Below are 21,969 nucleotides of genomic sequence, written 5' to 3'. Positions count from 1 at the left end.
TCGCCACTCCGCCCACTTATGCTACTGATAGTAGCGTAGCGATACTGACAGTTCTGTTCTGCCGGGAGGCGCCATGGAGTCCACCACGAGACGTTTGTCCGTCGCGCAGCGCTGGATGTTGACGATCTCCTGTGCCACCGTGGCCCTGGTCGTCGCGTCGATGGCGGCTTTGTACACCGCACTGCCGGAGATCGCCGCCGCCACCGGAGCCAGTCAGCAGCAGCTCACCTGGGTCATCGATGGGTACACCCTGGCGCTGGCCTGCCTGGTTCTTCCGGCGGGCGCGCTCGGCGACCGATACGGGCGGCGCGCCGTCCTGATCATCGGGCTGTTCGCGTTCGCGGCGGCCTCGGCGACGCCCGTCCTGCTCGATACGCCCGGCTGGTTGATCGCGGGCCGGACGGTGGCCGGTGTGGGGGCGGCTCTGGTCATGCCCTCGACGCTGTCGCTGATCACCGCCGGATTTCCCGAGTCACGGCGTAGCAACGCCGTCGGGCTGTGGGCGGGTGTGGCCGGCGCGGGAGCGGTCCTGGGCATCCTCGGGTCGGGCCTGCTGCTGGAGCAGTGGTCGTGGGTGTCGATCCTGCTCGCCATGTCCATCGCGGGCCTGCTCCTGATGATCGCGGGGTTCACGCTGCCGGAATCGGTCGACCGGGCACGTCCCGCGGTGGACCTGTGGGGCGCGCTCACCTCGGCCACGGCCGTCGGATCGCTGGTGGTGGCCGCGATCGCGGCGCCCGAGCGCGGCTGGCTGGATCCGCTGGTGATCAGCACCGCAGTCGTCGCGGTGCTGGCGGCGGTGGCGTTCGTGGTGGTGGAGACACGGGTGGCACACCCGCTGCTGGATGTGCGCCTGTTCACCCATCGAGGCTTCGGTTCCGGGACCGCGGCGGTGACCCTCCAATTCCTCGTGTGCTTCGGGACCTTCCTGCTGATGGTCCAGTTCCTTCAGCTGATCCACGGGTACGGGCCCCTGATGTCGGCGCTGGCGATGGCGCCGATGGTCGTGCCGATGGTGGCGATCTCCGCGGTGGCGCCCCGGCTGGCCGAGCGGACCGGACTGCGGCTACCGATGGCCGGCGGGCTGGTGATCATCGGGATCGCGCTCATCGCGCTCTCCGGCCTCGACGTCGACAGCACCTACGTCGATCTGCTCTGGCCGTTCCTGATCATGAGCAGCGGTACCGGACTGTGCACCGCACCCGCGACGGCCGCGATCATCGCGGGCACCCCGGTGGAGAAACACAGCGTCGCCGCCGCGGTGAACGACGCGGCACGCGAAGTGGGCGCGGCGGTAGGCATCGCCATCGCGGGCAGCATCCTGGCCGCCGGGTACAGCAGCCGCATCGCGCCCGCCTTGCCGCAGGTGCCCGAACAGATTCGCGAACCGGTCGGCGACTCACTGGCCGCGGCGCTCCAGGTCACCGAACGGGTTGGCCCGCAAGCCGCGCCCCTCGCCGAGTTCGCCGAGTCCGCCTTCGTCTACGGCGCCCAGCAATCCACGCTGGCGCTGGGCATTCTCACCCTCATCGCCGCGATACCGATCGGTGTGTGGGCGCCGGGACGGTCGCGCGCGAAAGCGAAACCCGCGGCCGCGCGGCCGGAAACGCAACCGACGACGCCGCGATGACAGCTCGCGATGCCGCCGCAGCACGAGCGCACAGCATGACACCGTCGCCGATGTGTCAGCGGCACGCGAGACGATTGCGCGAACCCGATCCGGGTCGCCGAACGGTCCCCGCCCGCACGCGACTGACCTACACCAGGTCGGCGTTCCCGTCGATCACCTTGAGGTGGTAGTGGAATCGGTTGACCCGCCACCCGTCCGCCGTGCGTTCGACGCCGAGGGAGTAGCTGCCGACGAAGGTCCGGGTCTTGCCCTCGACCGCGGCGTTCTTGACGTGCACCGCGATGGCGTCCGCGTGCACGCGCGCCGTGTCACCGTCCAGATCGATGAGATGGTTGCCCGACTGGTGGTGCACCCCGTCGAGGTCGGTGAGCCCGGTGCGCCAATCCGCGATGATGTCGGCGGCGGCCCGCTCCCCGACCGGCCCGCCGAACCCGCCGTCGAAATCCACGCTCGGCGTGAAGACCTCGGCCGACAAGTCCTCCCAGCGCTTCTGATCGGTGTACACGAACATCTTGGTGATCACATCGATGATGGCGAGCCGGTCGGCGACCGTGGAGATTTCGGACATACGGCGACCTTAGTCGGCGTGTGCGTGCCCGGTCTTGCGGACCATCCCGCCCAGCAGCACCAGTCCGGTGTCCGGAAGATCGTCGTCGAGCCACTGTTGCAGCGGAACGACACCGGGGCCGATCATTTCGAAGCCCTGGAAGAACGACTCCACCACGGCCGGAGACCGATAGACCACCTGGGCCGAGGAGTTGGCGGTATCCGACGACGACTGCGTGATGAAGTCCGGATCGCTGTCGGCGGAGCCGTGGGTGAACGCCATGTGGCTTTTCGGCGCCATGGCCGCACCGAGGCGGGCGACGATCCCGGCCGGGTCCTCGTCGTCCATCACGAAGTGCAGGACCCCGACGAGCGTGATCGCCACCGGTTCACCGAAGTCGATCACCCCTTCGTCGCGCAGCCGATCGAGAATGTCGTCCGGCCTGCGCACGTCGCCCAGCATGGCCGTGACCCCCTCGGCCCCGGCGAGCAGGGCGCCGCAGTGCGCGTACACGACCGGATCGAAATCGACGTACGCGACCCGCGCCGACGGATCGACCTTGCGGGCGACCTCGTGCACGTTCGGTGACGTCGGAATACCCGCGCCGAGATCGATGAACTGCCGGATCCCCGCCTCGGCGGCCAGCTCGACCGCCCGCACCAGGAACTTTCGACTGAACCAGGCCAACGTGCGGGTGTCCGGTGCGATGGACAGCATCCGGTGCGCGACCACCCGGTCGACCTCGTAGTTGTCTTTGCCGCCCAGCAGATAGTCGTATACCCGGGCGGAATTCGGCAGATTCGGATCGACGCCCCGCGGTGCTCGCTCCATGCCGCACACCGTACCTCTTCGATCACTCCGGTCGGGTTCGTAACGAATGTCCCTTCCCGTCGCCGCCGTTCGTTCCGGCGCAGCGAACATTTGCCGGTCGAAAGCGCTGCGGGAGAGTGAATTACCGTTGCGTCCCGGACTCGGTCGCCGCCGCGAGCACCTCGGCCCTCGCCATGAGTACGTCCGCCACCGGGCGGGGGCGACGGCCAAGACCGCACGCGCAGGCGACTCCGTCGACCGGGCGGCCCAGCGCATTCTCCAGAGTCCGCAACGTCTCCAACTGCTGTGCCTCGGTAGGAACATCGTGCACCAACCCGGCATAGAAATCGGTGCCCGTGGCCAAAGCCAGATCTGCCAGCGGCGCATAGAATTCCGGATCGGCCGACGGCGGTATGTCACCGGCGGCGACCGGGCCGTGCACGAATTGCAGGATGCGCCCCTGCGGCCAATGCCGGACGACGGAATTGGCCAAATCGACCAGCGGCCGGGCATCACGCAACTTTCCCCGGGCTTTGTTGCGCAGGCTGCCGAGGCACAGATGCACCCCGAAACGGGTGCCCTCGGGAGCGGCCGCGGCCAGCGCGGCGATTCCCTCGCCCAGTCCCAGCGCCCGATCGACCAGCCGGTGCGACGGCTGCGCGCCGGCCGTGAGCACCAGTTCCGCGGTGGCCTCCAACTGCACGACGACGTCGTCGCCGGCCAGCGCGCGGATAGCCGCGATCTCGCGCACGGTGGCGTCGAAGAAGGCTCGGCGATGGCGCCGCAGACCGGCGGCTCCCATGGCGACGAACGTCAGGGTGAAGTCGGTCGGCATGCCGATCTGGAGCGCGAGGCCGGGCAACTCGCGCACGCCACGCAGTTCGCGGAGAATCGGCAGTGCCTCCTGCGCCTCCCGGAGATATCCGAGATCCATCATGTCCCCGCGCAATTCGGCGCCGCGAGCGACGCGATGAATCGTCCGGTCCCGGCTCGACCGCCACGTCCCCGGCTTCTTCACCGCCAGGACACCCTGGGTGACCAGGTCTTCGATGATCGGCTGGATGTAGAACTCGTAGCGCCGCGTCTCCCCGGTCGGCAGGGTACGCAGCCGCGCCCCCGCGCTGTCCAGCATGGCCTTCATCGCGACGTCCGTGCTCTCGGCCGGAAAGCTTCCGACGAAGTGCACCGTTCGCGTACCCGCCCGTTGTCTCGTCGCACCCATGTTCCCGCGCTCCTCGGTCACCGCGTCGTCCCGGACATCCGCGCTCCGACGCGATATCGGGCGCGGCCGAGTGCACGCGTGCGGCATCAACTATGCGATAGCCACCGAACATTATGTGCGGTATCGTCATTCGCCGATAGCCACCAGGCATGACCGGCTCCGGCTCGGAAGGCATTCGGCCATGAAGAAGCTCTACGCCCGCATGATGAAGGCCGCCTGCCCCATCGACCCGGAGACGATGGAGACGACGGTGCCGTTCCTGCAACACGAGATCGTGCCGCATGCCATGGCCGATCACGGCGCCCGGCAGATCTTCTTCTTCGTCGATCGGCAGGACAACACCGTCTTCTCGATCACGATCTACGACACTCGCGAAGACCTCGACAACGCGATGCGCGAAGCCGACAGTGAGTACCGGTTCGCCAGTCTCGCCGCGCTGGGGTGCACCGCCCTCGACGCCCGCTCGTTCGAGGTCGTCGCCGGAGCGGTCGACGAGGGAGCCGCCGAATTCGACTTCGGCGCACTCGTTCCGCCGGTGCGCGATTGAACTGCCGAGTCCCGAAACCCATGGCCGCAACGGCTGTTGTCACACCCTCGGGTGAAGTCGGGTTCGTCGGCGACAGCTATTGCGCGCCATGACATTCGGGCATAGCCTGCGTCGCGTGCGAACCTCGCTACGGTCGATCGTCGCGTCCGCGGCCGCGATACTGCTCTGCCTGACACCCGGTACCGCCCACGCAGACGACACCGCGCCGGGCCGCTGCGAAGCGGTTACCCTTCCCGTGCCGCTCGGGGAAATGGCCGGTTCCTTGTGCACTCCCGCCGCGGGCGCCACCGATACCGTCATGGTGCTGATCGCGGGCTCCAACTACAACCACACCTACTGGGATTTCCCCTACGCGCCGGAGACCTACAACTTCCGGCGCGCGATGAACGCCGCGGGCATCGCGACGCTGGTGGTCGACCGGCTCGGCAACGGAGCGAGCACCAGGCCACCGAGCACACAGGTCACGGCGACGGTTTCCGCTCGCGCCCTGCACGACATCGTGCAGGGCCTGCGCCGGGGACTCGCGGGCGCACCGCCCTTCGCCAGGGTCATCACCGGAGGCCATTCGCTCAGCTCGGGCATCGACGTCCTGGAGGCGACCACGTACCAGGATGTCGACGGCGTCCTGCTCACCGGCTTCTCCCACGCACTCAACGTGCCCGAAGTCCTCGGCGTGATCTCGACCTACCACCAAGCCGCCGAGGATCCGCGCTTCGCCGGGCGCGGCTTCGACCCCGGCTACCTGACCACTCGGCCCGGTACCCGCGCGGGCGACTTCTTCGCCCCCGAGACCGCCGATCCCGAAGTACTCGCCGTCGACGAAGCGACCAAGGAAGTCTTCTCGCCCACGGAGTATCCCGACGGTTTGACCTCCACCCTCCCGCCGATGACCAACTTCATCGACGTCCCGGTGCTGGTCGTCAACGGCAGTCTGGACCGGCTCTCCTGCGGCCCCGGCTACGCCGTCTGCGCGGACACCGAGACCTTGCGGGCCACCGAAGCGCCGTTCTTCGGCCCGGCGGCACGACTGCGCACGTATGTCTTGCCCGGCAGCGGGCACTCGGTGAATCTCGCGCGCAACACCGCGGAGTATCGAGCCGCCGTCATCGACTGGGTGCGTTCGATCGGCGGGTGACCGGCCGTTCGCTGTGCCGGGCTCGCGCGTCCGTAGGCTGGATGCGCTATGACACGACGTGCTCCTGACTCCTGCCCGGGCGTGCTGCGGCTGCACGAGGCCGCCGACGGGCCGCTGGCACGAATCCGCGTGCCCGGCGGTCGCCTTGATCCCGCTCAGGTGCAGGCGCTGGCCGAGGCCGCGCTCGACCTGGCGGACGGGAACATCGAGCTCACCTCCCGGGGCAACGTCCAATTACGCCGGGTGCGTGACGCCGGGATGCTGACCTACCGGCTCGCGGCCGCGGGCCTCCTGCCGAGCCCCACGCACGAACGGGTGCGCAACATCATCGCCTCGCCGCTGTCCGGCCGGATCGGCGGCCTCGCGGACGTGCACCCCCTGGTTCCCGCGCTGGACACCGGCCTGCTCGCGTCGCCGCGGCTGGCCGGCCTCCCCGGCCGGGTGCTGTTCACCCTCGACGACGGACGCGGAGATGTCAGTGGGCTCGGCCCCGACATCGGGGTACACGCGACCGGGACCGACGAGTTCGCCCTGCTGCTGGCAGGCGGCGACAGCGGCCTGCGACTCCGCGCCGCCGACGCGGTGGACGTCGCGCTCGCCGCCGCGCACGCGTTCCTGGACCTGCGCGGCGACGACGCGGGCCGCTGGCGGCTGCACGAGATCGAACACGGCGCCGAACGCGTCGTCGATCGCCTGGGCTTGTCCCCGACCGCCGAACGACTCGAATTCTCCACCGAACAGCGCGTTCCGATCGGATGGCTGGAGCAGGACAACGGATCGGTCGGGCTCGGCGCGGGCGTGCGCCTCGGCTCGCTGCCCGCCCGCACCGCCGAGTTCCTCGCCGCGGTGGAGCGACCGATCTTCGTCACGCCGTGGCGCAGCCTGGTGATCACGGACCTGGCGGAGTGGGCCGCCGAACAGGTGGTGCGCGTGCTGGCGCCGATGGGTTTGATCTTCGACGCCGACTCGCCGTGGCTGCTGGTCAGCGCCTGCGCCGGACAGCCCGGCTGCGCGAAGTCGCATACCGACGTCCGGGCCGACGCGGCCGACGCGGTCGACACCGGACGGGTGCTGCCCGGGGCAGCCGACCCGGCCCTCGGCCCGCGGACGATGTCCGCGACCGACGTCACCGTGGCCGGGCGTCAGCACTGGTCGGGGTGCGACCGCCGCTGCGGCCGCCCGCAGGGCGAGGTCACCGACATCGTCGCGACCGACAAGGGTTATCGCGTCGATTGACTCTCCGGCGGCCCCGGCCGGTCACCTGCCGTGGATCTCGAGCGTGCAGCACTTGACCGAACCGCCGGCCTTCAGCAACTCGGACATCTCGATCCCCACCGGATGGTAGCCCCGGGCGCGCAGGGCTTCGCTCAGGTCGGTGGCCGCGCTGCTGAGGAAGACGTGGAAACCGTCGCAGACTCCGTTCAACCCGAGCACCGCGGCGTCCGCGTCGGTGGCCACGATCGCGTCGGGATAGAGCGCGGCGAGCACCGCGCGCGCCGCCGGGCTGAAGGCGGGCGGGTAGTAGGCGATGGTTTCGGCGTCCAGCGGAAGCAGCACCGTGTCCAGGTGGTAGAAGCGCGGATCGACCAGTTCCAACGACACCACGGGCAGCCCGAAGTGGCGCGACACCTCCTCGTGCGCGGCGAGCGAGCTGCGGAAGCCCGTTCCGGCCAACAGGCGGTCACCGACCAGGAGGAAGTCGCCTTCGCCCTCGTTGCATTCCGCGGCGGCCACCAGATTCGGCACACCGTATCCGGCGAACCAGGCGTGGTAGGCCCGGCCTTCAGCGGCGCGCTCCGGGTGGGTGAAGCGGGCCGACATGGCCCGGTCGCCGACGATCAGACCGCCGTTGGCGGCGAACACCATGTCGGGCAGGCCCGCGACGCCGGGCACCACCTCGACGGTGTGTCCGTGTTCGGCGTAGGTGGCGCGCAACGTCTCCCACTGCGTCAGCGCCAGCGCGCGGTCGACCGGCTCGGCGGGATTCATCCAGGGATTGATGGCGTAGGTGACCTCGAAGTGATCGGGACGGCACATCACGAACCGGCGCGGCGACGAACGGCGGGCGGCGGAGTCGACAGGGAGGGTGGCTACAGAGGTCAACGGAACTCCCGGTGTGAGCGTGGGTTTTCGGCTGATTCGACGGTAAAGGGCCTAGCATTGCGCCAGAAATGACGATTCGTTGCGCATATCGGCCCGAAAAGTGCGAATCATTGCTTCCATAGCGAGAAGGTGTGATGTGGACGACCTCGATCGGCGGATTCTCGCGCAACTGCTGAAGAACGCCCGCGCTTCGTTCCAGGAGATCGGCGGCGCGGTCGGATTGTCCGCGCCCGCGGTGAAACGGCGGGTCGACCGGCTGGTCGCTGCCAAGCAGATCACCGGGTTCACCGCGCTCGTCAATCCCGCGGCGCTGGGCTGGAAGACCGAGGCGTACGTCGAGGTGTACTACCGCGACAACATCTCCCCGGCCGAACTCAAACGCAGTCTGGAACCGATCCCGCAGGTGGTCGGTGTCTGGACGATCGCGGGCGAGGCCGACGCGCTGGTGCACGTGATGGCCACCGACATGGCCGAGATCGAGGTGACCGTGGAACGGATCCGGGAGAACGCTCGGGTCGGGCGTACCCGCAGCGCCATCGTCATGTCCCGGATTCTGGAGCGCCCGCGCACCTGATCCGGCGGCGCCCGCGCGCCGGTAGCCGGTGGCAGTCCCGGAATGCACAGCGCCCGACCCGGACCGATCTGTCCGGACCCGCCCCCATATGGTGGACCGCATGTCCGACGTACGTGCCAGCTATCTGACCGACGGGGCCGAGATCTACCGTCGCTCGTTCGCGACGATCCGCGCCGAGGCCGATCTCAGCGGTTTCCCGCCGGATGTGGCACAGGTGGTCGTGCGGATGATCCACGGCTGCGGTCAGGTGGATCTCGCCGCGGATATCGCCTACACCCCCGGTGTGGTCGCCTCGGCCCGGGCGGCGCTGCGCGCGGGCGCGCCGATTCTCTGTGACGCGACCATGGTGGCCTCGGGTGTGACCAGGAAACGACTGCCCGCGGGCAACGAGGTCGTCTGCACCCTCGCCGATCCGCGCGTGCCGGAGCTGGCCGCGGCCAAGGGCACAACCCGCTCCGCCGCCGCGCTCGACCTGTGGCGCGACCGTCTCGACGGCGCCGTCGTCGCGATCGGCAACGCGCCGACGGCGCTGTTCCATCTGCTCGACCTGCTCGACGCGGGAGCGCCCCGACCCGCCGCGGTGCTCGGCATCCCGGTCGGATTCATCGGTGCGGCCGAATCCAAAGACGCGCTGATCGAATTCGGCGGCGTCGAATACCTCACGGTGCGCGGCAGGCGCGGCGGCAGCGCCATCACCGCGTCCGCGCTGAACGCGATTGCGAGCGAACAGGAATGACCACTCCGGGCAAGCTGTGGGGCGTCGGGCTCGGACCGGGCGATCCCGAATTGGTGACCGTCAAAGCGGCCAACGTGATCGGCGCGGCCGACGTCGTCGCGTTCCACAGCGCACGCCACGGCCGCAGCATCTCCCGCCGCATCGCGGCGCCGTACATGCGCCCCGGCCAACTGGAGGAGCATCTCGTCTACCCGGTGACCACCGAGACCACCGATCATCCCGGCGGTTACCAGGGCGCGATCGACGAGTTCTACGAACAGGCCGCCGAGCGGCTGGCCGGGCACCTCGCCGCAGGCCGGTCGGTCGCGCTGCTCGCCGCGGGCGACCCGCTGTTCTACAGCTCGTACATGCACATGCACCGGCGGTTGGCCGACCGGTTCGACGCCGAGATCATCCCCGGCATCACCTCCGTGAGCGCGGCGTCGGCAGCGCTGGGGACCCCGCTGGTCGAGGGCGAGCAGGTGCTCACCGTGCTGCCCGGCACCATGCCGGTCGACGAACTCACCCGGCGGCTGCGCACGACCGACGCGGCCGCGATCATGAAACTGGGACGCACCTATCCCGGTGTGCGCCGGGCGCTTTCGGATTCCGGACGGCTCGCCGGCGCGTACTACGTCGAGCGCGCGAGCACCACCCAGCAGCGCGTGCTGCACGCGGGCGCGGTCGACGACGCGGAGGTGCCCTACTTCGCCATCGCCCTCGTGCCGGGCCCCGAACCGACCACGCCGCTGCCGCGCCTCGAAGCGGAGACGGCCGCGGCTCAGCGGGTCGCCGACGCGGAGACGACCGAGGGCGTCGGTGAGGTCGTGGTGGTGGGACTCGGTCCCGGCGCGCCGGAGTGGACCACCGACGAGGTGCGCGCGGCGTTGGCGGACGCCACCGATCTGATCGGCTACACCACCTACTTGAACCGCGTGCCCGAGCGCCCGGGGCAGCGCAGGCATGCCAGCGACAACCGGGTCGAGTCCGAGCGCGCGGCCATGGCCCTGGATCTGGCCAAGCGCGGCGCGCGGGTCGCGGTCGTCTCCTCGGGAGATCCCGGGGTGTTCGCGATGGCGGCGGCGGTGCTGGAGGAATCCGGCGATCCGCAGTGGAGCGGGGTGCCGGTCCGGGTGCTGCCCGGCCTCACCGCGGCGAACGCGGTGGCCAGCCGGGTGGGCGCGCCGCTCGGCCACGACTACGCGATGATCTCGCTCTCCGACCGGCTCAAGCCGTGGGAGGTCGTGGCGCAGCGGATTTCCGCCGTCGCGGCGGCCGATATGGCGATCGCGGTATACAACCCGGCGTCCTCGCAACGCACCTGGCAGGTGGGCGCGATGCGGGACCTGCTGCTGGAGCATCGCAAGCCGGACACGCCCGTCGTCGTGGGGCGCGACGTCGGCGGACCCACCGAATCCGTCCGAGTGGTGTCGCTCGGTGATCTCGACCCCGACGAGGTGGACATGCGTACGCTGCTGATCATCGGCGCGTCCACCACCACGGCGCGCGAGACCGACGCGGGCACACGGGTCTACACCTCCCGCCGTTACGATCGCGCGCACGACGCGGCCGTCGGCGGCGCGTAAGATCGCCAGACGCACCGACGATCGGAGGGACCTTGGCCGCGACACTGCCGGAGCTGACGCTGCGCGCCCGCGCCTTGGAGGCCAGGGCCACCGCGAGCGAACAAGCGCTCGACGAGCAGGGCGAGGTCCTCAACGAACTCGCGGCGCTGACCAGGAAGGCGCTCGACGGCATCGGCCGGATCGACCGGCGCGCGGAGACCGTCGGGGAAGCCGTCGGCGAGCTTCGCCGGGATGTCGGGAACCTGCGCGAGAATGTGGGTGAACTCAACCGCAGGGTCACCGTGCTCGAACAAGGACAGATCCGGCTGGAACAGGGCCAGACCGCGCTGGCCCACGGCCAGGCGCAGCTCGAACAGGGACAGGCGCGACTGGAGCAGGGCATGGCACAGGTGCTCGCCCGGCTCGACAAGTTGACCGGCGACGCCTGACCCACGCCGTTCCGGTAACATTCCACTATGGAATGTTGAGAGCGAAGGGAGCAGTCGTTGACCAACACCGCGACCAAGCGCAAACCACTGAACTCGACGGCGGCGTCGTTGCTCGGATTTCTGCACGAAGGGCCCATGTCGGGATGGGATCTGGTGACCCAGGCCCAGGACCGGATCGGCGACTTCTGGACGATCACGCAGAGCCAGGTCTACCGGGAACTCGCCACCATGGACGCGGCGGGACTCGTCGAGAAGGGCGAGACCGGAGCCAGGGAACGCACGCCCTATCGCATCACCGACGCGGGGCGCGAGGCGTTCCTGGAGTGGGTCGCCCGCGATCCCGGCGGGGAGACCATCCGGGTGCCGTTGCTGCTGACGCTCTCCTTCGGTGAGCATCTCGATCGCGGCCGGCTCGACGGCATCGTCGCGGCCAACCGCGAGATCCATCAGGCGCGGCTCACGCGGTATCTCGCCGAAGATCCGGAGGGAAAGCCCACGTTCGCCCGCGCCACACTGGACTTCGGGATCCGCTACGAGCGGGCGGTGCTGGAGTGGTTCGACCATCTACCGGAGCTGCTCGACAGCTGAGCGCGTGAGACCGACTCATCAGCGCCGGGTTCGCCTGTCGCGCAACCAATTCAGTGCCTGCTCGGGTGATTCCACGATCGGCGCGCCCTCGGGCAGCGGCGGGCGGTCCACGACGACGACCGGAATTCCGGCCGCGCGGGCGGCGGCGAGTTTGGCTTCGATCTGGTCGCCGCCGCTGTCCTTGGTGACGAGCACGTCGATCCGATGCTCGGCGAGCAGCCGCGATTCGCCCTCCACCGCGAAGGGCCCCCGGGCGAGGAGCACTTCGTGTCGCGGCGGCAGCGCGCCTTCGGGCGGGTCGATGGCGCGGATCAGGAACCATTGCCGGACCGAACCCGCGAACGCGTCGACGCCTTGCCTGCCGATGGTCAGGAAGACTCGCTCGCCGAGAGCGGCCGCTTCCCTCGCCGCGGCGGGGAGATCGGGTACCCGCACCCACCGGTCCCCCGTCCGCTCCACCCATCTGGGCCGTCGCAGGTGCACCAGCGGCACACCGGAGGCATGCGCGGCCGCCGCCGCGTTGGCGCTGATGGCCGCCGCGAACGGATGGGTGGCGTCGACGATCGCGGCCGTCTCGTCGGCCGCGAGCCAGGCGCGCAGTCCCTCGGCGCCGCCGAAACCGCCGACGCGGACCGCGCCCTCCGGTAGCAAGGGTGCGCGCACACGACCGGCGAGCGAGGAGACGATGTCGAATCCTCGCTCGCCGGAAGCGATATGGGCCAGCTCCCGCGCTTCCCGGGTGCCGCCCAGAATCAGAACTCTCAGGGCTGGCCGCTGAAGTAGGCGATACCCGCGTTCAGCAGCGACGGCCCGCCCGCGACGGCCAGACCGATCAGCGCGCCGAGCACCGCGCCCGGCAGGATGCCGACACCGAAGAAGACGATGCCGATGGCGGCGCCGATCAGGCCGCCGACCAGAGCGCCGAGCGAGGCGCGCTGCAGCTCGGCGAAGAACCACTCCTGCGCGCCGATGAACTCGGCGGCGACCGGCGCGTTCGCGGTCGGCGCGACCTGCGGGGTCAGCGTCAGCTGCCTGCCCTCGTCGGCGACGGCCGCCGCGATGTTCACCTCTTGGCCCTTGGCCGTCGCGGTGAGCGGAATGCTGGTGACGGTCTCGCCCGCGGAGTTCTTCAGGGTGACCGACCGGTTGTCGGTGTCGACGCTGAACGCGCCGCCGGTCACACTGGTGACGACCGACTTGCCCGCGTCGGCGAGCTGCAACGCGTAACCGACGCCCTGGTCCGTGCCCGTGACGGTGGGCGCGGCCGCGGACTGGTCCTGCGCCGCGGGCGGCGTGGGAGCGGCGTAGGAGGTACCGGCGGTCACTCCGGTGGCGGCGACGGCCAGCAATGCGGTAGCGGCGAACTTCTTGTATCTCATCTATCTCCCCAACAGGAATCGGATTTCCGGTCACGACCGGAACTCGGCCCCGACCCTACCGCGTGACCGGTAACGTGTTCACCCCTCTGCGGGGAACGCCGCCGCGGTTTTCACCACCGACCACTGCGTGACGGGAAGCTGCGGGCGCCAAGTGGTGAAAGACCCCAGGGGCTCCCCGCGATAGATCTGGAACTTCCGCAAGACGCCGCCCTGGGCACTTGACCAGCTGAGCAGCAGTGATTCCGATTCGGCGGTCACCGCGTTCGCGACGAGTCTGCCGCGTGGGCGCAACTGCGCCCAGCATGTCTCGAGCAGGCCATCCTGAGTCAGGCCCCCACCCACGAAAATGGCGTCGGGAGCAATGATCTCGCTGTCGGCGGCGAGTTCGGCACACACCTCGCCGCGCACCAGGATGTGCGGCACGCCCAGAGCGTCCGCGTTGCCGGAGATCTGCCGCCGCCTGCGCTCGAGCCGTTCGAACGTGACGGCCCGGTTGCCCGGGTGCGCCCGGCACCATTCGATGGCGATACTGCCCGACCCGCCGCCCACATCCCACAGCAGTTCACCGGGGGCGGGCGCCAGCGCCGCCAGTGTCAGCGCACGGATCTCGTGCTTGGTGAGCTGCCCGTCGCCCCCGAACAATTCGTCCGGCAGCCCGGGCAGGCGTGTGGCACGCGGCTGGTCCGGGTCGGACGCGCAGGTGATCGCCACGATGTTCAACGGGTCGCCCGGCGGATGTTCCCACTGCTTCGCGATTCCGGCGCGGTGCCGTTCGGCGGAACCGCCCAGTTGCTCGAGGACCGTCAGCTCGGAACCGCCGAAACCGTTCCGGCCCAGCAACTGCGCCAAGCTTTGCGGCGTGTGCTCGTCGGCGCTGAGCACCAGCAGCCGCCTGCGGTCGGCCAACTCGGGCAGCACCGTCGCCAGCGGACGCCCGACCACGCTGACCACCGGCGTTTCGGCCAGCGCCCACCCCAGCCTGGCGCAGGCCAGGGAAGCCGAAGACGGCTGGGGCAGCACCCGGAGCGCCTGCGGGCCCAGCAGCCGGGCCAAGGTGACGCCGATCCCGTAGAACATGGGATCGCCGCTGGCCAGGACGCACAATCGCGCGCCGGAATACCGTTCGAACAGGCCGGGCAGCGCGGGCAGCAGCGGCGACGGCCAGGTCATCCGCCGCGCCGCCACGGTGGGCGGCACGAGTGCGAGCTGACGCGCGGAACCGAACAGGAATTCGGCGTCGCCGACCGCCTCCCGCGCGGCGCGACCGAGACCGTCCCAGCCGTCGGCGCCGATGCCGACGACCGCGATCGGCGCGCCGGTCCACGACGCGGGCGTGGCGCTCACCGCGGCATCCGACGCCAGATCGGTTGCGGCAGCAGACGCATCGCGAAGAACACCGGTTGCAGGATCCGGGGTACCCAGACCCGGCTCCCGCCGCGGCGCAAACCCGCGACCACCGCGCCGGCGACCTGATCAGGAGTACTGGAGAACGGCGCCGGCGACATCCCCTCGGTCATCCGCCCGATGACGAACCCGGGCCGGACCAGCAGCAACCGAACCCCGCTGCCGTGCAGGGCATCCGCGAGACCGGAGGCGAATCCGTCGAGGCCCGCCTTGGCCGACCCGTAGACGTAGTTGGCACGCCGGACGCGCACGCCCGCGACCGAACTGAACACGACGAGCTGTCCCGCCCCCCGCGCGCGCATCAGGTTCGCCAGTGACGTGAGAACACTCGCCTGGGCGACGAAGTCGGTGTGCAGGATCGCCGCCGCGTGCGCGGGATCCCGCTCGGCGCGTTGCTGATCGCCGAGCACGCCGAAGGCGAGCACCGCGATGCCGATCGGCCCGTGCTCGGCGGCGATCTTCTCCAGCAGCGCCGGATGACTCGCCACGTCGTCGGCGTCGAATTCGACGGCGTGCACTTCGCTCGCGCCCGCCGCGGTGATCTGCGCCCGCTGCGCGTCCAGCTCGCCGCTGCGCCGGGCCGCCAGAACCACCGCGCGCCCGGGCGCCAGCCGCCGCGCCACTTCGAGCCCGATCTCGCTGCGACCGCCCAGCAGCAGTACCGTGCCGTCGGCCAATCCACGCGTTCCCATGAGGTCAGTCTTTCATTGCCATGGGTGCGGCCCGTCATCGCTCACCTGTCGCGGACCGGGCTGGTGCGGCGCCGACCCGTGCCGACGGCTACGGTCGGGGGATGCCGACGAGTACTGCTGAGTTGTCGCCCGCCGCCCTCGAGTTCGTCGCCGAACGGCATCTCGCCACGCTGACGACATTGCGGGCGGACGGAACGCCCCATGTCGTGGCGGTGGGGTTCACCTGGGACCAGGACGCCGGGATCGCGCGCGTGATCACCAACGACGGGTCGGTGAAGGTGCGCAACGTGCGCCGCTCCGGATACGCGGCGGTCAGTCAGGTCGACGGGATCCGGTGGATCACCTTGGAGGGCCCGGCCACCGTGCTCGACGCCCCGGACGACGTCGCCGAGGCGGTCGAGCAGTACGCGGGCCGCTATCGCGTGCCGCGGGAGAACCCGACCCGTGTGGTGATCGCCATCCAGGTCCGGCGCGTCCTGTCCAGCAGCACGCTCGTCGCACCGGCCGCCGATACGAACGGCGCAGGCGCCTAGCAGCTTCGCCGCGACGGCCGGCCCTTCAGCCGTCGATCACAGGACCGTGAGGCCGTGCGGCCGCTTGTTCAGGGATTCGCCGCCCTCCTCGGTGACCACCACGATGTCCTCGATGCGCGCGCCCCACTCGCCGCGGAAGTAGATGCCGGGCTCGACGCTGAATGCCATGCCGGGCCGCAGGACGAGGTCGTTGCCCGCGACGATGTAGGGCTCCTCGTGCACCGACAGGCCGATGCCGTGACCGGTGCGGTGCACGAAAGCGGGCCCGAAACCGGCTTCGGTCAACGGGTTTCGCGCCGCGGCGTCCACCGCGGCCGCGGTGACGCCGGGACCGACGGCCGCCACCGCCGCCGCCTGGGCGCTTTCCAGTTCGGCGTACCGGGCGGCCACCTCCGGGTCGGGTTCGCCCAGGACGTAGGTACGGGTGGAGTCGGAGTAGTAGCCGGGCTCGACCGGGCCGCCGATGTCGACGACCACCACGTCCCCGGCCTCGATCCGGCGTTCGGACACGCCGTGATGGGGGTCCGCGCCGTGCGGACCGCTGCCCACGATGACGAACGCCGCCTCGGTATGCCCCTCGGCGAGGATCGCGGCTTCGATATCGCGGCCGACCTCTGCCTCGGTGCGCCCCACCTGCAAGAACTCCCCCATTCGCGCGTGCACCCGGTCGATCGCGGCGCCCGCTCGGCGCAGGGCGTCCACCTCGGCCGGGTCCTTGATCATGCGCAGTTCGCGCAGCACGGGAGTGGCCGATACCGGCAGACCGGTGAACGACTCGGCCAGCGGCAGCAGATGCAGCGCGGGCATCACATCGGCCACGGCCACCCGGGAGCCCACGTGCAGCGCGGACTTCACCAGGCCGTACGGGTTCGTGCCGTCGACCCAGTCCAGCACTTGCAGGCCCAGTTCACCCGCCGCGGAGCCCTCCAGCGACGCCAGCTCCAGTTTCGGGATCACGACCGACGGCGTGGCTCCGTCCGCCGGGATCACCAGGCAGGTCAGCCGCTCGAACGACTCGGCCGCCGAGCCGATCAGATAGCGCAGGTCCGGCCCGGGGGTGATCAGCAAAGCGTCGAGATGGGCGGCCCGCATCAGCTCCACTGCCCGCTCCAGCCGGGCACCGTAGACGTCCGCCGCGAACCTCGATTCCGTATGCGAGCTCATTCGTCCGACGTTACCTGCCGGGCGCGTGGGAGGAACGCCGAACTTCGCCAGGGCGCTGTCGGTGCAGGCGAGTAACCTCGGCCCGTGACCTCTGCTGCCGGTGGGCCCCTGTTGCTGTTGGACGGCGCCAGTCTGTGGTTCCGCGCGTTCCACGCCATCCCCGACAAGATCACCGCGCCCGACGGGCGGTCGGTGAACGCGTTGCGCGGTTTCACCGACATGGTGGCGTCGCTGATCACCAAGTTCGCACCGAGCAGGCTGGTGGTGTGCCTGGATCTGGACTGGCGGCCGGCGTATCGGGTCGAGCTGGTGCCGTCCTACAAGGCACACCGGTTGGATACCTCACCGGACGCCGCACCCGGCGCCGAAACCGTTCCGGACACGCTCACCCCGCAGGTGGACATGATCCTGGAGGTGCTCGCCGCGGCGGGCATCGCGACCGGCGGCGCGGAGGGCCTGGAGGCCGACGACGTGCTGGGCACCTTGGCCACCCGAGAGCGCACCGACGAGGTGATCGTGGTCAGCGGCGACCGCGACCTGTTGCAACTGGTACGAGACGAGCCGACGCCCCAGGTACGGGTGCTCTACGCCGGACGGGGGCTGGCCAAGGCGGAACTCTTCGGCCCGGCCGAGGTATCGGCGAAGTACGGCGTACCGCTGCGAAACGCGGGCCCGGCCTACGCCGACATGGCCACGCTGCGCGGCGACGCCTCCGACGGCCTGCCGGGGGTGGCGGGCATCGGCGAGAAATCCGCCTCCACGCTGATCTCCCGTTTCGGTTCCCTGGAAGCACTGGTCGCGGCTGTCGAGGACCCGGATGCCGACCTGTCCCAAACCGTGCGCGCCCGGCTGCGCGCCGCCGAGGACTATCTGAAGGCCGCCGCGCCGGTGGTGCGAGTGGTCTGCGACGCCGAGGTCACCCTGTCCCGCAGCGACGCTCTCCCCACCGAACCCGCCGACCCGGACCGTCTGCGCGCCTTGGCCACCGCCTACAACGCCGAGAGCCCGGTCACGCGCTTGATCACCGCCCTCGCGGCCCGCCTCAGCTGAATCCGGGAGACGCGGAAGCCCCACCGCGTTACGCACGACAACTCCGGCCCGACCGAGCGAAGCTCTGAGCAGGCGCCGTTCGCGGCCCAGCCCAGGATCCGAGGGGCGGCTACCTCCGGCGCAATCACACCGGCTCAACTACAGGTTCCGAGAGAAGCGAGACTGAGCATGGGCGGTTCGCGGCCCGGCTCGCGTCCGAGTGGCCGCCGCGTACCCGACGAAGGAGCAAGCGGCGGTCGCTCGGACGCGAGCCACCAAGGGGCCGCGAACACCCAGCGCCGCAAGCGCTGGGAAAACCGACAGCCTAGCTGGGGCGACCGACCTCGTAGGTGCCGTCGTCCTTGGTGATCTTGATGTTCACCTTCTTGGCCTCGCCGCTGACCTTCACGCTGCATTCGAAGGTGGCGTCGACCTTGACTTCCTGTCCGGAGGGGCAGGAGACGTCGCTGATGTCCTGGATGCCGTAGGAGTCCGACAGCACCTTCTTCACGCCGTCCTGCACCGCGGCCTGGTCCAGTTGGTCCTTGGCGGTCAGCACGAGCACGAGCGCGACGATCGCGCCGACCACCGCGACGCCGAGCAGCGACAGACCGATGATCAGGCCTTTACCCTTGCCACCCTGCTGCGGCGGCTGCTGGCCGGGAGCGCCCCACTGCGGCTGGGGCTGCTGCGCCTGCCCCCACTGCGGCTGCTGTCCCTGCTGGCCCCAGTCCTGCTGCGGCTGGCCCCATTGCGGCTGGCCCTGAGCGGGCTGCTGACCCCACTGCGGCTGCTGCGGCTGCTGGCCCCACTGCGGCTGCTGCGGCTGACCCCACTGCTGCTGCGGTTGCTGCTGCTCACCCCAGTGCTGGGTCGGCTGGGCGGAGGCCGGGGTCTGCGGCTGACCACCCCACTGCTGCGTGGGACCGGCTCCGCCCGGCGCCTGCTGTCCACTCCACTGCTGGGTGGGATCGTTGCGTCCCTCCCCGGGGTCGTTCGGTCCGTACGGGCCGCTCATCTGCTTGCCTCCACTCGCATCGTTGTACACACGGTAGCCCCCCGCGTGGGCCTCGTCGCATGACACGACTATTCCGCCACGGTCGGTACGCGAAAGAAATCAAATCACAATCGAATCCGCCGTGTTGTTATTGCCGCCGCCGCGTGCCCGGCGCTGACGCCGCTCAGGCGGCGTCCACCGCCACGACGCCCCGGCGGATCGCCCGCACCGCCTTGGCCGCGGTGGCCGCGACCTCGGGATCGTCGGCGGTGCCGTGGATCTGGTCGAGCAGATCGATCACCTGCCTGCACCAGCGCACGAAATCACCGGCCGACAGCGGGGCGCCCTGGTCACCGCTGGCGAGCAACGACTCCGCCAATCCATCGCCCCGCGCCCATTTGTAGACGCCGTCGACGAAACCCAGATCGGGCTCCCTGGTCGGGGGGAGCTTGTGCCGCGCCTCGTCGGATCGCAGTTCGGACCAGACCCCGATGGTCGCGCCGACCGCCCGCCGGATCGGCGCCGTCGGACCGCTGGCGCCGAGATAGCCACCCTCCTGGCGGGATTCGTACACCAGGACCGACACCACGCCGGCGAGTTCGGCCGGGCCGAGGCCGCGCCACAGCCCCTTCCTGAGGCATTCGGCGACCAGCAGGTCGCTTTCGGCGTAGAGGCGAGCCAGCCTGCGTCCGTCCGGAGTCACCTCGCTCTCCTGCACGAATCCGCGTTCCTCCAGCAGGCCGAGGATGCGATCGAAGGTGCGCGCCAGCGAATTGGTGGTCGCGGCAACCTTCTGGCGCATCGCCTCCGTCTCGCGCAGCAGCCGGTTGTAGCGCTCACCCACCCGGGCCAGTTGCTCGCGATCGGGCCGCGAGTGGGCCGGATGCGCGCGCAGGCTGCGGCGCAGCGTGGCCAGTTCCCGGTCGTCGGCAGCGGCGGACTGCCTGCCGCGCCGCGGCCTGCCCGGCACCGAGATCCCCGTGCTGCGCAGCGCGGAGGCCAGATCGCGGCGGATGCGCGCGGTCCGGTGATCCACCCGGCGCGGCAGCCGCATGTGCCCGAGCGCCTCGGCGGGCACCGGGAAGTCGGCGACCGACACCCGGCCGGCCCACTTGTCCTCGGTGAGCACCAGCGGCCGCGGATCGCCGGGCGTCGCGTCCGGCTCCAGGATCACCGCGAGCCCGGCGCGGCGGCCGGAGGGAATCGCCACCACGTCGCCACGCCGCAGCGCGCCGAGCGCGTCCACCGCCGCGCCTCGCCGGTCGGCGCGGCTCTGCTGGGTCAGCTGCCGCTCGCGCTGCTTGATCCGGTCGCGCAGCGACAGATACTCCAGGAACCCGCCTTCCGCGCCGCCGATCTGGTCGCGCAGCTTGCGCAGCGCCGCCTCGTTGCGCTCGATACCGCGCACCAGCCCGACCACCGACCGGTCCGCCTGGAACTGGGCGAACGACCGCTCCAGCAGGGTGCGCGATTCGTCGGCGCCCATCCGGTCGATGAGGTTGATCGACATGTTGTAGCCCGGCCGGAACGAACTACGCAGGGGGTAGGTGCGCGTCGAGGCGAGACCGGCGACCGCGCTGGTGTCCACCTCGGGCTGCCACAGCACCACCGCGTGGCCTTCGACGTCGATGCCGCGCCGCCCCGCGCGCCCGGTCAGCTGGGTGTACTCGCCGGGCGTGAGTTCGGCGTGCGATTCGCCGTTGAACTTGACCAGCCGCTCCAGCACGACGGTGCGCGCGGGCATGTTGATGCCGAGCGCCAGCGTTTCGGTGGCGAAGACGGCACGCACCAGCCCCTTGACGAACAATTCCTCGACGGTGTGCCGGAACGCGGGCAGCATCCCGGCGTGATGCGCGGCCAGGCCGCGGTGCAGCGCCTCGCGCCACTCCCAGTAACCGAGCACCTCGAGATCGGTCTTGGGCAGATCGCCGGTGTGCTTGTCGATGATCGCGTCGACCTCGTCGCGCTCCTCCGCACGGCTCAGGTCGAGCCGTGAGCGCAGGCACTGCGCGAGCGCGCCGTCGCAACCCGCACGGCTGAAGATGAACGTGATCGCGGGCAGCAGGCCCTCTTCGTCCAGTTTGGCGAGCACCTCCGGCCGCGGCAACGGACGGAAATCCCGGCGCGGGCCGCCGCGGCCGTTGCGCGGGGGCCCCCAGCTGTTCATCCGGTCGGCGGCCTCGCGGTGGCGGATGAACCGCACCAGATCCTCGTCGACGAGCACCTTCTGTTCGGTGGATTTCGTGTCGAACAGGTCGAACATTCGCCGCCCCACCATGACGTGCTGCCACAGCGGCACGGGCCTGGTCTCGTCGACCACCACCGCGGTGTCGCCGCGCACGGTTTCCATCCAGGCGCCGAACTCCTCGGCATTGCTCACCGTGGCCGAAAGGCTGACCAGCCGCACGTCCGGAGGCAGGTGCAGGATGACCTCTTCCCACACGGCGCCGCGGAACCGGTCGGCGAGGTAGTGCACCTCGTCCATCACGACGTAGGACAGTCCGCGCAGCGCGTCCGAGGAGGCGTAGAGCATGTTGCGCAGCACCTCGGTGGTCATCACGACCACCGGAGCGCCCGGGTTGATCGATTGGTCGCCGGTCAGCAGTCCGACGCTGTCACGGCCGTAGCGCTCGGTGAGGTCGGCGAACTTCTGGTTCGACAGCGCCTTGATGGGCGTCGTGTAGAAGCACTTCCCACCGGCCGCCAGCGCCAGGTGAACGGCGAACTCGCCCACGACCGTCTTGCCCGCGCCCGTCGGCGCGCAGACCAAGACGCTGTGGCCTTCCTCGAGCGCCGCACAGGCAGCATGCTGAAAGGGATCCAGCCGGAACTTCAGCTCGGCGGAAAATTCGGCCAACTCGCCCATCTGCGACCGGTCATCTGTCA

Annotated in this window: 22 protein-coding genes; 11 read left to right on the top strand and 11 right to left on the bottom strand. The window is 70.2% G+C overall.

All coding sequences use genetic code 11. The features are described 5' to 3' along the window. Positions 1-73: 73 nt before the first annotated feature. Positions 74-1,630: an MFS transporter gene (locus NG1_RS19715; protein WP_062972852.1), complete on the top strand. Its 1,557-nt coding sequence runs from the start codon at positions 74-76 to the stop codon at positions 1,628-1,630. 127 nt (positions 1,631-1,757) lie between these two features. Here NG1_RS19715 and NG1_RS19710 read toward each other — a convergent pair whose 3' ends face one another. The 3 genes from NG1_RS19710 to NG1_RS19700 all read right to left on the bottom strand — a co-directional run bounded on the left by NG1_RS19710 (position 1,758) and on the right by NG1_RS19700 (position 4,209). Continuing rightward, positions 1,758-2,198 carry a nuclear transport factor 2 family protein gene (locus NG1_RS19710; RefSeq protein WP_062972850.1) on the bottom strand — a complete coding sequence of 147 codons (441 nt, stop codon included), beginning with the start codon at positions 2,196-2,198 and terminating at the stop codon, positions 1,758-1,760. Between the two features lie 9 nt (positions 2,199-2,207). Continuing rightward, positions 2,208-3,008, bottom strand: a complete 801-nt coding sequence (locus NG1_RS19705) for an SAM-dependent methyltransferase (protein WP_062972848.1) — start codon at positions 3,006-3,008, stop codon at positions 2,208-2,210. A 121-nt stretch (positions 3,009-3,129) separates the two neighbouring features. Further along, positions 3,130-4,209, bottom strand: coding sequence for a hypothetical protein (locus tag NG1_RS19700; protein WP_084499043.1), 1,080 nt, complete (start codon positions 4,207-4,209; stop codon positions 3,130-3,132). 181 nt (positions 4,210-4,390) lie between these two features. Between NG1_RS19700 and NG1_RS19695 the strand changes: the two genes are divergently transcribed. The 3 genes from NG1_RS19695 to cobG all read left to right on the top strand — a co-directional run bounded on the left by NG1_RS19695 (position 4,391) and on the right by cobG (position 7,127). Continuing rightward, positions 4,391-4,756: a hypothetical protein gene (locus tag NG1_RS19695; protein ID WP_157114130.1), complete on the top strand. Its 366-nt coding sequence runs from the start codon at positions 4,391-4,393 to the stop codon at positions 4,754-4,756. A 115-nt stretch (positions 4,757-4,871) separates the two neighbouring features. Then, complete coding sequence (locus NG1_RS19690) at positions 4,872-5,891, top strand: alpha/beta hydrolase (RefSeq protein WP_063910378.1); 1,020 nt, start codon at positions 4,872-4,874, stop codon at positions 5,889-5,891. Positions 5,892-5,939: 48 nt separating this feature from the next. After that, positions 5,940-7,127: a precorrin-3B synthase gene (cobG, locus tag NG1_RS19685; RefSeq protein ID WP_062972844.1), complete on the top strand. Its 1,188-nt coding sequence runs from the start codon at positions 5,940-5,942 to the stop codon at positions 7,125-7,127. Positions 7,128-7,148: 21 nt separating this feature from the next. Here cobG and ddaH read toward each other — a convergent pair whose 3' ends face one another. Continuing rightward, complete coding sequence (ddaH, locus tag NG1_RS19680; protein WP_245659961.1) at positions 7,149-7,994, bottom strand: dimethylargininase; 846 nt, start codon at positions 7,992-7,994, stop codon at positions 7,149-7,151. Between the two features lie 136 nt (positions 7,995-8,130). Here ddaH and NG1_RS19675 point away from each other — a divergent pair, with 136 nt between their 5' ends. The 5 genes from NG1_RS19675 to NG1_RS19655 all read left to right on the top strand — a co-directional run bounded on the left by NG1_RS19675 (position 8,131) and on the right by NG1_RS19655 (position 11,885). After that, positions 8,131-8,568: an Lrp/AsnC family transcriptional regulator gene (locus NG1_RS19675; protein WP_040867149.1), complete on the top strand. Its 438-nt coding sequence runs from the start codon at positions 8,131-8,133 to the stop codon at positions 8,566-8,568. Positions 8,569-8,668: 100 nt separating this feature from the next. Continuing rightward, on the top strand, positions 8,669-9,304 hold the full coding sequence (locus tag NG1_RS19670) for a precorrin-8X methylmutase (RefSeq protein ID WP_062972908.1): 636 nt from the start codon (positions 8,669-8,671) through the stop codon (positions 9,302-9,304). Further along, complete coding sequence (gene cobJ, locus NG1_RS19665; protein ID WP_062972840.1) at positions 9,301-10,869, top strand: precorrin-3B C(17)-methyltransferase; 1,569 nt, start codon at positions 9,301-9,303, stop codon at positions 10,867-10,869. Before NG1_RS19670 ends, cobJ begins: the two co-directional genes overlap by 4 nt. Positions 10,870-10,901: 32 nt before the next feature. Beyond that, positions 10,902-11,297, top strand: a complete 396-nt coding sequence (locus NG1_RS19660) for a hypothetical protein (protein WP_062972838.1) — start codon at positions 10,902-10,904, stop codon at positions 11,295-11,297. A 57-nt stretch (positions 11,298-11,354) separates the two neighbouring features. Continuing rightward, positions 11,355-11,885, top strand: coding sequence for a PadR family transcriptional regulator (locus tag NG1_RS19655; RefSeq protein ID WP_062972836.1), 531 nt, complete (start codon positions 11,355-11,357; stop codon positions 11,883-11,885). Positions 11,886-11,903: 18 nt separating this feature from the next. On the opposite strand, the gene NG1_RS19650 is transcribed toward NG1_RS19655, so the two are convergent. The 4 genes from NG1_RS19650 to dprE2 all read right to left on the bottom strand — a co-directional run bounded on the left by NG1_RS19650 (position 11,904) and on the right by dprE2 (position 15,360). Further along, the gene (locus tag NG1_RS19650; RefSeq protein ID WP_062972905.1) at positions 11,904-12,650 is read right to left on the bottom strand and encodes a cobalt-precorrin-6A reductase; all 747 of its coding nucleotides are present in this window, start codon (positions 12,648-12,650) and stop codon (positions 11,904-11,906) included. After that, positions 12,647-13,264, bottom strand: coding sequence for a DUF8020 domain-containing protein (locus NG1_RS19645; RefSeq protein ID WP_040867153.1), 618 nt, complete (start codon positions 13,262-13,264; stop codon positions 12,647-12,649). Before NG1_RS19645 ends, NG1_RS19650 begins: the two co-directional genes overlap by 4 nt. A gap of 78 nt (positions 13,265-13,342) precedes the next feature. Then, the gene (locus NG1_RS19640; protein ID WP_062972834.1) at positions 13,343-14,626 is read right to left on the bottom strand and encodes a bifunctional cobalt-precorrin-7 (C(5))-methyltransferase/cobalt-precorrin-6B (C(15))-methyltransferase; all 1,284 of its coding nucleotides are present in this window, start codon (positions 14,624-14,626) and stop codon (positions 13,343-13,345) included. Next, entirely contained in the window at positions 14,605-15,360 is a 756-nt protein-coding gene (gene dprE2, locus NG1_RS19635; RefSeq protein WP_062972832.1) for a decaprenylphospho-beta-D-erythro-pentofuranosid-2-ulose 2-reductase, read from the bottom strand. Before dprE2 ends, NG1_RS19640 begins: the two co-directional genes overlap by 22 nt. Positions 15,361-15,461: 101 nt before the next feature. Here dprE2 and NG1_RS19630 point away from each other — a divergent pair, with 101 nt between their 5' ends. Then, the gene (locus NG1_RS19630; RefSeq protein WP_062972830.1) at positions 15,462-15,893 is read left to right on the top strand and encodes a PPOX class F420-dependent oxidoreductase; all 432 of its coding nucleotides are present in this window, start codon (positions 15,462-15,464) and stop codon (positions 15,891-15,893) included. 36 nt (positions 15,894-15,929) lie between these two features. Here the strand turns inward: NG1_RS19630 and NG1_RS19625 are convergent, their stop codons facing one another. After that, positions 15,930-17,057 (bottom strand): M24 family metallopeptidase, encoded by a 1,128-nt coding sequence (locus NG1_RS19625; RefSeq protein WP_062972828.1) that lies wholly within the window; start codon positions 17,055-17,057, stop codon positions 15,930-15,932. 84 nt (positions 17,058-17,141) lie between these two features. On the opposite strand from NG1_RS19625, the gene NG1_RS19620 reads away from it, so the two are divergent. After that, on the top strand, positions 17,142-18,107 hold the full coding sequence (locus tag NG1_RS19620) for a 5'-3' exonuclease (protein ID WP_062972826.1): 966 nt from the start codon (positions 17,142-17,144) through the stop codon (positions 18,105-18,107). 304 nt (positions 18,108-18,411) lie between these two features. Here NG1_RS19620 and NG1_RS19615 read toward each other — a convergent pair whose 3' ends face one another. Together NG1_RS19615 and NG1_RS19610 are read right to left on the bottom strand one after the other, a co-directional pair. Then, positions 18,412-19,104 (bottom strand): DUF4333 domain-containing protein, encoded by a 693-nt coding sequence (locus NG1_RS19615; RefSeq protein WP_062972824.1) that lies wholly within the window; start codon positions 19,102-19,104, stop codon positions 18,412-18,414. 163 nt (positions 19,105-19,267) lie between these two features. Further along, positions 19,268-21,949 carry a DEAD/DEAH box helicase gene (locus NG1_RS19610; RefSeq protein WP_062972822.1) on the bottom strand — a complete coding sequence of 894 codons (2,682 nt, stop codon included), beginning with the start codon at positions 21,947-21,949 and terminating at the stop codon, positions 19,268-19,270. Positions 21,950-21,969 lie beyond the last annotated feature (20 nt).

Origin of the sequence: Nocardia gamkensis NBRC 108242, from assembly GCF_001612985.1 — a bacterium.
GTDB lineage: Bacteria > Actinomycetota > Actinomycetes > Mycobacteriales > Mycobacteriaceae > Nocardia > Nocardia gamkensis.
The sequence above is the reverse complement of the archived record's forward strand: the minus strand, read 5'-3'. Positions and strand labels throughout refer to the sequence as shown.